A 13153-nucleotide genomic window follows, 5' to 3' on the forward strand; every position below is an offset into this window, starting at 1 on the left:
AAAGCAATTTATCATAATAAAAAGGAGAGAGAATATGAGAAGAACAATCATGATTATTTGTCTGATTCTAAGTATGGTATGGATTTCGGCATGTACTTCTGGAGTAGGAGAAGGTGAGAGTGGTAGCGCTGTTCTACCTAATCAGTTGCCGAAGAATGTAGTGTTTAAAAATGGTACAATCTATACTTCTAATGAAAAGCAAGACATCGTAGAGGCTGTAGCCGTTAAAGAAGGGAAAATTACATTTGTTGGTTCAAACAAGGATGTAGAAGGATTTATAAATGAAGATACGAAAGTGGTGGATTTACAAGGACGTTTTATCCTCCCTGGTTTTGTGGACAATCATAATCATATATTTGAAGCGAAATCACCAGCAGCAGGGAATTGTAGTGTCTCACCAGATGCTTCTCTGCAAGAACAACGCTCGTATTTAAAGGTTTGTAAAAAAGATGTTAAAGATGGGGAATGGATAAGCGGAACTGGATTTAGTTTAGAAGAGCTGTTAAAAGATATGGACGAAAAATCAGAACAACAAACTCCATTACAAGTTCTTGATGAGTTATTTCCTAATAATCCAGTGTTAATTATGGAAAGAACCTCTCATTCTGTATGGGTTAATTCAAAGGCACTCAAGTTAGCTGGAATAAATAAAGATACGAAAGATCCGCAAGGCGGAAGAATCATTCGAGATCCTGAATCAGGAGAACCATTTGGTATTCTTTATGATACAGCTGGGGATATTGTGATGGAAAAAGCATGGAATTCTCAATCAAATCTGTTTGAAAAAAATTATGAAGGTTTGTTAGACGGTTTAGGTGAGGTTGCAAAGAATGGTATTACTACAGTCGGTGATGGACGTCTCTATTGGAAACGAGGCTGGTTAGATGTTTGGAATAAAGTATATGATGAGAAAAAGCTAACAACGCGAGTAGTACTTCGTCCATGGGTATATCCGAATTTAAATGAAGCAGAACAAATGGAGTATTTCAAAAAAATTAAACGTGATGATTTGTCATCCCGAATGCTTATAAATCAAGTGAAAATGTATAGTGATGGAATTAGTATTAATAGTACAGCTAAAATATTAGAAAAATATAAGTTTGAGTGGTTTAAAGGAACTCCATATGGTTTGAACTATATTCCAGAAGAAAAGATGAAGTGGTGGTTGACTGAACTCAATAAAATTGGTTACGGTGCACTCATTCACGCGATTGGAGACGGCGGGGTAAGAGAGAGTTTAAATGCAATTGAAGCTGCGAAAAAAGAAGGGGCAAACCAGCCTTATACGCTCACGCACGTGGAAATGGTAGAAGATAGTGATATAAATCGTTTTGCTAATTTAGGTATTAGCGCTGATTTTCAAGTAGGTCATGATTTTGCAGAAGATCCAAAACAAAGCTGGGCAAGTACGTATTTTTCAAATCAGCAAATGAAACGAATTATGCCGCTAGGACGAATTTGGAAAACAGGAGCAAATGTATCACTTAGTAGTGATTGGGATGTAAATGAACTGAACCCACTTGTGACGATTTCGAATGCATTAAGTATTGATGAAAAGGGTTTGTCTGATGTATACGCAGCTATTGATGCCTATACAATTAAGCCAGCTAAAGCGCTAGGTCTTGATAACACTACAGGTTCGATTGAAGTAGGGAAATCAGCTGATATGGTATTACTAAATGAAGATATTACTAAAATGAGTGCCGATAAGATTCCGAATGCGAAAGTTTTAGTGACGGTTTTACAAGGAGAAGTAGTGTATCACAAGGAGAAATAAAGAGTCACCTTATAAAGTTGCTACAAGTAAATGAATATATTCCTGTTGACCTTAACACGATGTCAAAGTATAGACTGGACGTACATTCAGAAAAGGGGTGAACATGTATGAGAAATATAGAAAATAGTTTGTTTTATATGCCTGCAGAATGGGAGAAACATGAGGGAACATGGCTCCAATGGCCTCATGACAGAACTCATAGAGGTGAAGGTTACAGAGCTAAGTTAGATGATATTTGGGTAACGATGGCAAAGGAGCTTCATTACGGAGAAAATGTGCATATTGTTGTATATGATGAAGAAGAAAAAGCACATGTCCAATCGAAGTTAATTGAAGCGAAAGTGAATATGGTTAAAATTGATTTCTTAATTCAAGAAACTAATGATATTTGGATCAGAGATAATGGACCGATATTTGTAAAAGATAAAGGGGGGAATCTCCGCCTAACACACTGGGTATTTAATGGTTGGGGGGATAAATATCCGTATGAAAACGATGCTGTTATACCAACTAAAATAAGTGAAATGTATAGCATTCCAAAAGTTGAATCTAGTGTCTGTCTAGAAGGTGGAGGAATTGAGATAAACGGAAACGGGACCTTAATGGCAGCGAAAACTTCTATTATAAATGAGAATCGAAATCCTACACTAAGTCAAGAAGAGATTGAAATGGAGTTAACGAAGTATTTTGGGGTAACGAATTTTATATGGATAACTGGTATTCGCGGTGAGGATAATTATGATGAAGATACGGATTACCATATTGATGGGGCAGCACGTTTTGTAAATGAAAATACGATTCTTTATGAATATGATCCTTTTGGGGAAGGAGAGTCGTACCTTTTGGAGGCGCAAGAAAAACATTATCAAGAATTGCGACAAGCAAGAAATATAGATGGAAATCCATTTCAGCTCATCCCAGTACCTGTAACAAGACAAGTGGTAAAAGAGGCAGACTGTAAAGGTTCGTATTTGAATTTTTATATTGGCAATGAAGTTGTATTGGTTCCTATATACGGTGATGAACATGATAAGTTAGGGCTTCAAATTATTGAAGGGCAATTTCCAGGTAGAAAAGTTGTTGGTGTTTATGTAAATGAATTGTATGCGTATGGTGGTATGATTCATTGTGTGACGCAGCAGCATTTAGAGTAAAGTGATTCAAATGAAAAAAGCATGCAGAGCATATACTCTGCATGCTTTTTTCTACAATGCTGAAAACTCTTCAATAAGTGCATTAAAACGATTTAGTGCACTTTCAATCGGTTCTGGCGTAGTTAAATCAACGCCAGCTTTTTTCAGTAGGTTTAATGGATAGTCAGAACTTCCACCTTTAAGGAATTCAATATAATTTTTCTGAGCATTTGGATCGCCGCTTAATAATTTATCGGCGATTTGGATTGCAGAGGCGAAGCCCGTTGCGTATTTGTACACGTAAAATGGACGGTAGAAATGAGGGATTCTAGACCAGCCATATTTTACTTCTTCGTCAAATACGAGGGAGTCGCCATTATATTCTCTAAATAACTTTTCATAAATTTCACTAAAGACTTGGGCATTTAATGGTTTACCTTGCTGAGCCATTTCATGTGTGATTTTTTCAAACTCAGCAAACATGATTTGTGTAAAGAAAGTACCTTTAAAGCTCTCGATAAAATGGTTAATTAAATGATTACGCACGTTCGTTTCTTTTGCTTCTTTTAATAAATAGTGAATTAATAATACTTCATTTACTGTAGAAGCGACTTCTGCAACAAAGATAGTATAGTGTGCAGAAATTCTTGGTTGGTATCCGTGTGAGTAATGCGTATGCATACCGTGGCCACATTCATGAGTTAGAGTGAAAAGGCTATTTAAATCATCGTGATGATTTAAAAGAATGAAAGGATGAACACCGTATACACCAAAGTTATAAGCGCCAGAACGTTTTCCAGGTGTTTCTCTCACGTCTATATAGCGTTTATCTTTAAAGCTTTTTAATGTTTCGATATATTCTTCACCTAAAGGAGCTAGTGACGCGATCATTATGTCAAACGCTTCGTCGTATGGAATGTCTTGCTTTACACCTTTTACTAAATCAACACTCAAGTCGTATTGTCTTAGTTCATCTACATTTAATTTTTCTTTTCTAAGTTCATTATATGTATGTAATGATTGAATGTTTTTTTTCGTCGTATCGATTAAATTTTCATATACTTCTTTCGGAACCATATCGCCAAATAATGATTTTTCTAAAGCTGATGGATATTTTCTTAGCTTTGAAACAGTAACATTATTTTTAATAGCAGCAGATAGAGTAGAAGCGATAGAGTTTTTTAACTGAACATATGGTTTGTAATAAGCTTTATAAGCTTCTTTACGTTTCTCACGATTCTCATCTTCTATTAACTTTGCATACATTCCACGCGTTAAATTTACTTTTTTTCCATCATCAGTAGTCACGTCGCCAAATAGTATATCTGCATTATTTAACATGCCAAATGTATGCTGCGGGGAGGAAAGTGCTTCACCCATTTGTGATAAAATCTCTTCTTGGTCCTTATTCAATACGTGTTTTTTATAACGGTATAGTTCAAATAAGTCTTCTTTATAATATTGTAAGCCTTCTGCTTCTTCTATGTAAGCATGTAATGTGTTTTCATCTACGCTAAGTAAGAATGGGGAAAAGAAAGATTTAGCTGCACTTACTTTCACGTGTAATTGTGATACTTTATCGACAAGGGATTGAGCGTCAGTATCGCGTGTATCAAGATCAGATTGTAATCGTGCATAAGCGAACATTAAAGATATTATGCTAGAAATTTCTTCACTCTTTGTTAAATAAGCTAATAAACTATTGCCATCGTGAATATTTCCATTAAACTTGTGTAATTCATTCGTTAATACTTCAATTTTATGAAAATCGCTTTCCCAATCTTCAATTGTATGGTAAATATCCGTTAAATCCCATTTTTCTTTATCAGCTACTTGTAGTCGATCTTTAAGTTCAGTCATAATCATTTCCTTTCTAAATATGTAGTTATATTCCTATATAACTATGAAATACAACAAATTGCAAAAAATCCCTGCTGAAAATTGAAAAGCCTTGCTGTAAATAGCAAGGCTTAAACAGTTATAGTGTAATTCCGAACTTCGAATGTAAAAGATTTGTATATTGCTCGTCTGTAACTTCTTCTTTAGATTTTTTACCGTCTTTTGTTATTGTAAGACTATCTTTTGTTAAAGAAGCGTGTCCGTCATGTGTAAGTTTTACAATAAGAGGTACTTTGTTAAATGGTGAGCCCTCATGTTCAACGATGATTTTTTGTGCTGCATTCACTTTCGTTTCATCCACTTCTTCTATATAAAATGCATAGCCTAACGTCCAATCATCAGCAGAAGATTGATCCAGAAACTCATTGTTTTTACGCATTTCTAAAATGTAATTTCCTTTTTCAGTTGTTTCTTTGCGAATACGATAATCTCCTGTTACTGAGTGAATGACTGCACCTGAGAAAGGAACAGGTGCAAGAGGTAAGTATGATCCGAATCCCACTTCAATTAAATACAGTTCATGATGATGTTTTAAAACAGTTGCGATATGTCCGGAATCGACAGCCCATATAGAGTTTGCAGCATTATAAACTGTCCCTGAAATTAAATAAACATCCAATCCAAAGTCTTTAAGAAAGTAATACATAGTAGGATTTAGTTCATAACAAAGACCGCCACGGTTGTTTACTAAAATTTTTTCTTTTAAATTCTCTTTTAATATTTCTTTAAAGTTATTTTCGAGAATATTTAAGTTTTCAAATGGAACAGTTTGGGCCATTCCATACATAATTTGAGATAAATCTTCAAATGATATGGTTTCTTTTTCTTCTATATGTAAACGTGCGAAAAATTGTTTTTGAAAGTCTGTCATAGAAATCCCTCCGTCATACTTTTATAGATAAATTGTATACAATTTTGAATCCGATGTGAATTTTAAACTATGTGGGGTACTTGTGGAATAGTTGAATTCATATTTTGAAAAATAATGTGAGAGATTAAAAGATTGTTACTTTACTAACTGTAGAACGAATATTATAATAACTTTAATGAATTATGCAAACGTTTTCTTGAAGGGGATGGTGTAAATATGTTGAAAAGGATTACGGTAGTCTGTTTATTGTTTATTTTGCTTTTTCCTAATATATATGAGGGAAATAAGGCAGAAGCAGCAACAGTGAACAATGGAACATTAATGCAGTATTTTGAGTGGTACGCTCCAAATGATGGGGATCATTGGAATCGTTTGCGTTCTGATGCTGAAAGTTTAGCTCATAAAGGAATCACATCTGTATGGATACCACCTGCATATAAAGGGACTTCGCAAAATGATGTAGGGTATGGGGCCTATGATTTATATGATTTGGGGGAGTTCAATCAAAAAGGAACGGTGCGGACGAAATATGGGACAAAAGCACAGTTGAAATCTGCAATTGACGCTTTACATAAGCAAAACATCGACGTATACGGTGATGTAGTTATGAATCATAAAGGTGGGGCTGATTATACTGAAACCGTAACTGCTGTTGAGGTAGACCGTAACAATCGAAATATTGAAGTATCAGGTGATTATCAAATTAGTGCATGGACGGGGTTTAATTTTCCAGGGCGCGGAGATGCTTATTCTAATTTCAAATGGAAATGGTATCATTTTGACGGAACGGATTGGGATGAAGGAAGGAAATTAAATCGAATTTATAAATTTAGGGGTATAGGTAAAGCGTGGGATTGGGAAGTGTCTAGCGAAAATGGAAATTATGATTATTTGATGTATGCAGATCTTGATTTTGATCATCCAGATGTTGCGAATGAGATGAAAAATTGGGGAACATGGTATGCGAATGAATTAAATTTAGATGGCTTTCGTTTGGACGCTGTTAAACATATTGATCATGAATATTTACGCGATTGGGTAAAGCATGCCAGACAGCAAACAGGGAAAGAAATGTTTACAGTAGCTGAATATTGGCAAAATGATGTTCAGGCTTTAAACAATTATTTAGCGAAAGTCAATTATAATCAATCTGTGTTTGATGCACCGCTTCATTACAATTTTCATTATGCTTCAACAGGAAATGGGAATTATGATATGAGAAATATTTTAAATGGAACAGTAATGAAAAATCACCCTGCACTCGCAGTTACTCTCGTTGAGAATCATGATTCTCAGCCTGGGCAGTCATTGGAATCTGTAGTAAGTCCGTGGTTTAAGCCGCTGGCATATGCATTTATTTTAACTCGTGCAGAGGGCTATCCTTCAGTTTTCTATGGTGATTACTATGGGACAAGCGGAAATAGTAGTTATGAAATTCCAGCGTTAAAAGATAAAATTGATCCAATTTTGACGGCACGAAAAAACTTTGCATATGGTACGCAGCGTGATTATTTAGACCATCCAGATGTGATTGGCTGGACAAGAGAAGGCGATGGTGTACATGCTAATTCTGGTTTAGCGACATTACTCTCGGACGGACCAGGAGGATCAAAGTGGATGGATGTTGGAAAGAATAACGCTGGGGAAGTATGGTACGATATGACGGGTAATCAAACAAATACTGTAACAATTAATAAGGATGGATGGGGGCAGTTCCATGTAAGTGGAGGCTCAGTTTCCATATATGTTCAACATTAAATTGGTGATGAAAAAGAAGAGGTAGACTGAAATATAAGTTTCCTCTTCTTTTTACATTGTTATCATGCTTGAATCTTTATTTTGATAAACGAATTAGTTGACCTTTAAAACAACAAGAGATGCGTTGGAATAAATAATGTCACCTATGGCTTCTCTTATTCGTACTCGAAGGACATCTCCTTGGTTTAAAGGTAATAGATCAGTTCTAGCGGATGTAGTTCTTACCCCAGAACCACCACCAACTCGTGTTTCAATGGCGAATTGAATGGAATCATTTATTGTAAGGTTTAATATACTAGACGAAATAGCTTGTATCACAAATACAATTGAAAAGGATACAGAGTACACACCAGTGGTATCAATTGTAATGGAGTTGTCTACTGGGGTTAGAGTAGTTCCACTAACAGGTCCTGGAATTGTCAAATTAACATTTGTATTAACTACTGCTGAAAAACCGATACCTACTTCAGAAGTTATTGTTCCAAATACCGGGAGAATTCCTAAACCGGTTGCTCCAGTGGGACCGGTTATTCCGATTCCTGTAGCGCCGGTAGGTCCAGTTATTCCGATTCCAGTAAGTCCTGTAACACCAGTAGGTCCGGTAGGGAATGTAAATGGTGGAATGGGTGGTAGTGTGGGGCCAATTAAATTTGGTTCAAGAGCAGGTCCATGTAAAATAATATTTTCTTTGCTCATATAGTAACCTCCTATGATTGCTTGTCATAATTATTAAATGTATTAGGATAAGTAAATGACATTCGCAATAGCGGAGGCGCGTATTTAATTTTTATACAACGAAATTAAAGTTGCTACTTTAAAATTGAATACAATCAATGTACATGTCGCAATATTGAGGTGTATAGTTACGTATTACTTAAGTATGACACCTTTACTTCTAAAACAACATGTAGTATGATGATTTCAATAAATTAGATTTCAATGAACATAAAATATAAATTAATGAGAGGTGCTTTTTGTGAGTGCGGTAGGTACTAAATAGGAAAAATTTAATGAAATAAATCGGATAAGACCAGGGGATTTTTATGTATATCATACCCCTAATTTTGTCATGCATTTATTTCGAAACCTATGAAGATACCTACAATACTTTATAAAGCGTGTAATAAGGGGATTGCCATCTGTTTTTATGGCTTATTTTCTCATATGTTATTACACATGCCTTGTAAATGTAAAAGCTGCGGTATCCCCGCAGCTTTTTTGTATATGTTTATAATGTGTAAACATGATAATTGAATAATGTAGAACTCATTGGAATCTAATGAGTAGGTATCTTCATTGATGATAAAAACCAATCATAGTGAGGAGAAACAAAATGAATACGATGACTTTTGAAAAGTTACAATATAACGAATTAATGGAAATAGTGAAATCTTATTGTGTAAGTGGATTAGGTAAGGAATTATTAAATAAATTAGAGCCGAGTACGAGTATAAAAGTAGTGAGAAATCGCTTAAATGAAACGACAGAAGCACGAGCTATAGTAGATGCAGAAGGGCATGTGCCTTTCTTCGGAATTTCTAATATCGCTAGTACAATTCAAAAATTAGAAAAAGGGATGATTTTAGATCCAGCAGAGTTAGTGAGTGTTTCAGACTTTTTACGTGGATGTAGAAAGATTAAAAAATTTATGTTAGATAAAGAATTTTTTGCGCCAATATTAGCTTCCTATGCAAATTCAATGACTGAATTTAAAAGTATTGAAGAGGAAATTAACTTTTCAATTAAAGGAAATAGCATTGATGCAGCGGCTAGTAAAGAGTTAAAACGAATTCGAAATAACATTGATTCTGTAGATGGAAAAATAAAAGAACGTTTAACGAAGTTTTTAAATAGTAGTGCAAATAAGAAGTATATTCAGGAATTCTTTATTAGTAAAAAGGATGATCGCTATACGATTCCGATTAAATCTACCTACAAAAATCAAGTTGCGGGAAGTATTGTTGAAGCATCTGCAAAAGGTTCTACTGTATTTATAGAACCGCATACGGTTACAAAGCTAAATGCGGAACTCGCGAGTTTGAAAGCAGAAGAAGCGATGGAAGAGTATCAAATTTTAGCGACGTTATCAGGCATGGTGCTAGAAAATATTTATCATATAAAAATAAATATGGAACTGATTAGTCAATATGACATGGTATTTGCGAAAGCGAAGTTTAGTAAAAGTATCGATGGAATAGAACCGAAGTTAAACGATCATGGTCACATTCATTTAGTGAATTGTAAGCATCCGCTTTTAACAGGGCAAGTTGTACCGTTAAATTTTGAAATCGGTCAAGAGTACCGTAGTTTAATTATTACAGGACCGAATGCGGGCGGGAAAACGATTGTGTTAAAAACAATTGGATTACTAACATTAGCGACAATGTCTGGCTTGCATATCGCTGGAGATAAAGAAACGGAAATTGCTATTTTCGAAAATGTGTTTGTAGATATAGGTGATAATCAAAGTATTGAAAATGCATTAAGTACATTTTCATCTCATATGAAAAATCTGTCTGAAATTATGAGGATATCAAATAATAATACGTTACTACTATTTGACGAAATAGGAAGCGGCACAGAACCAAATGAAGGTGCGGCGCTTGCGATATCTATTTTAGAAGAATTTTATCTAACGGGATGTATTACAATTGCGAGTACGCATTACGGAGAAATTAAACGATTTTCAGAAATGCACGGTGATTTTATGAACGCAGCAATGCAATTTAATAGTGAGACATTGGAGCCTCTTTATAAATTAGTGATCGGTAAATCTGGTGAAAGTAATGCACTTTGGATTGCAAATAAAATGAATGTAAAAGAACATGTACTGCAAAGAGCGAAAGAGTATATGGGAAATAAAGAATACGCTCTAGAAAAAGTGAATGAAAGTAAAATTAGAAAACCGAAATTCGTACAAGAAAAAAGAGAAAATGACTATGAATATAAAATCGGTGACCGTGTGAATTTATTGGATCATGATGATTTTGGTATCATCTATAAGGAAAAAGATAATTTCTATAATGTTGTTGTATATTATAACGGTGAATTTATTGAAGTGAATATAAAACGTATGAACTTAGAAGTAGCAGCGAAGGAATTATACCCAGAAGGATACGATTTAAACACACTATTTGTCGATTATAAAGAAAGAAAAATGCAACATGATATAGAGCGCGGATCGAAAAAAGCACTTCGTAAAATTGAAAAAGAAATAAGAAAGAATAGAGGATAATATAGAATGGTAACGATTAGAGAAGAACAACAAAATGATTATAGTAAGACTGAAGAAGTTGTAAAACAAGCATTTTTAAATGAAGAATTTAGTGATAAAAAAGAACATGAACTTGTAAAACGTATTAGAGAATGTGACGCATTTGTTCCAGCGTTATCAATCGTTGCGGTAGATGAGGAAATAGTTGGTCATATTATGTTATCAAAAATTACAATAGAACAAGACGGAACTTCTGTAGAATCATTAGCACTTGCACCAGTATCAGTTGCTAGGGGTCATCAGAAAAAAGGAATCGGCGGAAAACTAATCGCTTCTGCTTTAGAAAAGGCGGAAGAACTTGGATACGGATCAGTTGTTGTGTTAGGGCATCCAGAGTACTATCCGAAATTTGGTTTTAAGAAAGCAAGTGAGTGGAATATAAAAGCACCATTTGAAGTGCCAGATGAAGTATTTATGGTGATGGAGCTAAGAGAGAACACTCTTCAAGGTGTAGAAGGAATTGTACAATATTCGAGTGCTTTTACTGAGTAGGGGTATCGGTTAAGAAATATAATCATAAAAGATGCTATCTTTTTGTAGGAATATACAGAAAGGTAGCGTTTTTTATTAAGCGAATCTATTTACATATATTTTGCTCAATGAATAATTGAGATGATAAAATTGATATAGAAATGTAAAGGGAGAGAATAGAATGAAGAATCGAGAAACAAATAGCAATGAGAATGTAGTTACGTTATATGTTACAAGACATGGTAAAACAATATTAAATACGAACCATCGTGCGCAAGGTTGGGCAGACTCTCCGTTAGTAGAAAGAGGTGTTGAAGTTGCCTCAAATTTAGGGACAGGATTAAAAGATGTTCATTTTATGAATGTGTATAGTAGTGATAGCGGCCGAGCGATTGAAACTGCTAATTTAGTATTAAAATATAGTGAGCAATCAAAGTTAAAACTTGAGCAAAGGAAAGATTTACGAGAATTAAATTTCGGTATTTTTGAAGGTGAAAAACTTGAGAATATGTGGGATGTGGTTGGAAAAGCTGCAGGCGTTGCATCACCAGAAGAACTCATGAAGTTTTCTATTCAAGAAGTGATTAATCTTATTAGAGCAGCAGACCCTACGAAACAGGCGGAAGATTGGGAATTATTTTCTACTCGTATAAAAGCAGAGATTGATAAAATTAGTGAAGAAGCTGTTAGAAATGGTGGCGGTAACGTTTTAGTTGTCGTTCATGGGCTTTTGATTACTGCCTTAATAGAAATGTTAGACAGTAGCAAAACAAAACTTGGAGTGGAAAATGCAAGTGTAACGAAAGTTTTATATAAAGATGGGGAATACATCGTCGAGTCGGTTGGAGATATGAGTTATGTTGAAAAAGGAAGAGAAAGTGTGGAAATATAATCCTATCTCAAATAGATATAAGAAAAGGAAGTTAGTAAAATCTAGCTTCCTTTTTAAATTGGAACGATTATGGGATTAATAAAATCTTCCCTGTGCTTTTACGGCTCTCTAATAATTCATGTGCACGTGCACCATCTTGTAAAGAGAATGTAGTGGGACTCGCAATGTTTAATTTTCCAGTAGCGATCCAATCAAATAATTGAGTAGAGCGATTTTTACGTTCTTCATACGTAGTAAGCACGTTCCAAAGGTCTCCGCCAGTTAAAGTTTTTGAAGTATCCATAAGCATACGTGGATCTACAGGCGCAGGATTACCACCAGCCATTCCGTAAAATACGACAGTACCACCAATTTTAGTAGCGCTAAAGCTTTCATCTAATGTAGAACCTACTGATTCATACACAACATTTACTCCAGTACCATTAGTCACTTCAAGTACTTTCGTATACCATGCTTCAGTATATAAAAATACGTGATCAGCACCAGTTAATGTGGCTACTTTTGCTTTTTCGTTTGACGACGTGAGGCCGATTACTTTTCCGCCTTGTAGTTTAATCATTTGAGTAAGAAGTTGACCGACGCCACCAGCTGCAGCGTGTACTAGAGCTATATCATCGTGTTTTAGTTGATAGCTATCTTGCGTTAAATAATGTGCAGTTAATCCTTGTAATAAGACAGAAGCGGCTGTTTCAAAAGAAATAGAATCTGGTAGTGGGATTACTTTTTCTGATGGGACGGCAACTAGTTCTGCATTTGAGAATGGAACGTCAGCAAATGCAATGCGGTCTCCAGGGGTGATAGTGGTAACGTTAGTTCCTACTTCTTCAACAATTCCAGCTCCTTCATAACCTAATATGTAAGGCGGATTGCCAGCGAGATGATAATCGCCGCGGCGTCTATAAATATCAGCGAAGTTTAATCCGATTGCTTTCGTACGGACAAGAATTTCATTTGGATTTATGATTGGATCATGTATTTCTTTATATTGTAGTACATCTGGATTTCCAAACTGTTCGAAACAAAGTGCTTTCATATGGAATACCTCCATTTTATTGTTTGTCGATGCTCTTTATCATAC

General features: G+C 35.1%; 10 protein-coding genes. 6 read left to right on the plus strand and 4 right to left on the minus strand.

All coding sequences use genetic code 11. The features are described from left to right. Positions 1–34 precede the first annotated feature (34 nt). Both QCI75_RS10265 and QCI75_RS10270 read left to right on the plus strand, forming a co-directional pair. A complete protein-coding gene (locus QCI75_RS10265; protein ID WP_353760387.1) occupies positions 35–1777 on the plus strand; it encodes an amidohydrolase in 1743 nt (580 codons plus the stop codon). A 107-nt stretch (positions 1778–1884) separates the two neighbouring features. Next, positions 1885–2931: an agmatine deiminase family protein gene (locus QCI75_RS10270; RefSeq protein WP_353760388.1), complete on the plus strand. Its 1047-nt coding sequence runs from the start codon at positions 1885–1887 to the stop codon at positions 2929–2931. A 51-nt stretch (positions 2932–2982) separates the two neighbouring features. On the opposite strand, the gene pepF is transcribed toward QCI75_RS10270, so the two are convergent. After that, entirely contained in the window at positions 2983–4770 is a 1788-nt protein-coding gene (pepF, locus tag QCI75_RS10275; RefSeq protein ID WP_353760389.1) for an oligoendopeptidase F, read from the minus strand. Positions 4771–4888: 118 nt separating this feature from the next. Next, the gene (locus tag QCI75_RS10280) at positions 4889–5680 is read right to left on the minus strand and encodes an arylamine N-acetyltransferase family protein (RefSeq protein WP_353760390.1); all 792 of its coding nucleotides are present in this window, start codon (positions 5678–5680) and stop codon (positions 4889–4891) included. A gap of 216 nt (positions 5681–5896) precedes the next feature. Between QCI75_RS10280 and amyS the strand changes: the two genes are divergently transcribed. Further along, positions 5897–7438: an alpha-amylase gene (amyS, locus tag QCI75_RS10285; protein WP_353760391.1), complete on the plus strand. Its 1542-nt coding sequence runs from the start codon at positions 5897–5899 to the stop codon at positions 7436–7438. 93 nt (positions 7439–7531) lie between these two features. On the opposite strand, the gene betA is transcribed toward amyS, so the two are convergent. After that, entirely contained in the window at positions 7532–8134 is a 603-nt protein-coding gene (gene betA, locus QCI75_RS10290; protein ID WP_353760392.1) for a collagen-like exosporium glycoprotein BetA, read from the minus strand. 637 nt (positions 8135–8771) lie between these two features. Between betA and QCI75_RS10295 the strand changes: the two genes are divergently transcribed. The 3 genes from QCI75_RS10295 (at position 8772) to QCI75_RS10305 (ending at position 12075) form a co-directional block, all read left to right on the plus strand. Further along, positions 8772–10673 (plus strand): endonuclease MutS2, encoded by a 1902-nt coding sequence (locus tag QCI75_RS10295; RefSeq protein WP_353760393.1) that lies wholly within the window; start codon positions 8772–8774, stop codon positions 10671–10673. A 6-nt stretch (positions 10674–10679) separates the two neighbouring features. Then, positions 10680–11204 (plus strand): GNAT family N-acetyltransferase, encoded by a 525-nt coding sequence (locus tag QCI75_RS10300; protein WP_144503664.1) that lies wholly within the window; start codon positions 10680–10682, stop codon positions 11202–11204. A 160-nt stretch (positions 11205–11364) separates the two neighbouring features. Beyond that, positions 11365–12075 (plus strand): histidine phosphatase family protein, encoded by a 711-nt coding sequence (locus QCI75_RS10305; protein WP_144503662.1) that lies wholly within the window; start codon positions 11365–11367, stop codon positions 12073–12075. A gap of 67 nt (positions 12076–12142) precedes the next feature. On the opposite strand, the gene QCI75_RS10310 is transcribed toward QCI75_RS10305, so the two are convergent. Beyond that, complete coding sequence (locus tag QCI75_RS10310; RefSeq protein ID WP_353760394.1) at positions 12143–13108, minus strand: quinone oxidoreductase family protein; 966 nt, start codon at positions 13106–13108, stop codon at positions 12143–12145. Between the last annotated feature and the right edge of the window lie 45 nt (positions 13109–13153).

This window comes from Bacillus cereus group sp. RP43, assembly GCF_040459645.1.
GTDB classification, from domain to species: domain Bacteria; phylum Bacillota; class Bacilli; order Bacillales; family Bacillaceae_G; genus Bacillus_A; species Bacillus_A mycoides_C.

Excerpts from the sequence above, each read along its gene's own strand:
- QCI75_RS10265 (WP_353760387.1), top strand. The coding sequence starts at position 35 with ATGAGAAGAACAATCATGATTATTTGTCTGATTCTAAGTATGGTATGG.
- QCI75_RS10295 (WP_353760393.1), top strand. The coding sequence starts at position 8,772 with ATGAATACGATGACTTTTGAAAAGTTACAATATAACGAATTAATGGAA.
- betA (WP_353760392.1), bottom strand. The coding sequence starts at position 8,134 with ATGAGCAAAGAAAATATTATTTTACATGGACCTGCTCTTGAACCAAAT.
- QCI75_RS10280 (WP_353760390.1), bottom strand. The coding sequence starts at position 5,680 with ATGACAGACTTTCAAAAACAATTTTTCGCACGTTTACATATAGAAGAA.
- amyS (WP_353760391.1), top strand. The coding sequence starts at position 5,897 with ATGTTGAAAAGGATTACGGTAGTCTGTTTATTGTTTATTTTGCTTTTT.
- pepF (WP_353760389.1), bottom strand. The coding sequence starts at position 4,770 with ATGACTGAACTTAAAGATCGACTACAAGTAGCTGATAAAGAAAAATGG.
- QCI75_RS10305 (WP_144503662.1), top strand. The coding sequence starts at position 11,365 with ATGAAGAATCGAGAAACAAATAGCAATGAGAATGTAGTTACGTTATAT.
- QCI75_RS10310 (WP_353760394.1), bottom strand. The coding sequence starts at position 13,108 with ATGAAAGCACTTTGTTTCGAACAGTTTGGAAATCCAGATGTACTACAA.
- QCI75_RS10300 (WP_144503664.1), top strand. The coding sequence starts at position 10,680 with ATGGTAACGATTAGAGAAGAACAACAAAATGATTATAGTAAGACTGAA.
- QCI75_RS10270 (WP_353760388.1), top strand. The coding sequence starts at position 1,885 with ATGAGAAATATAGAAAATAGTTTGTTTTATATGCCTGCAGAATGGGAG.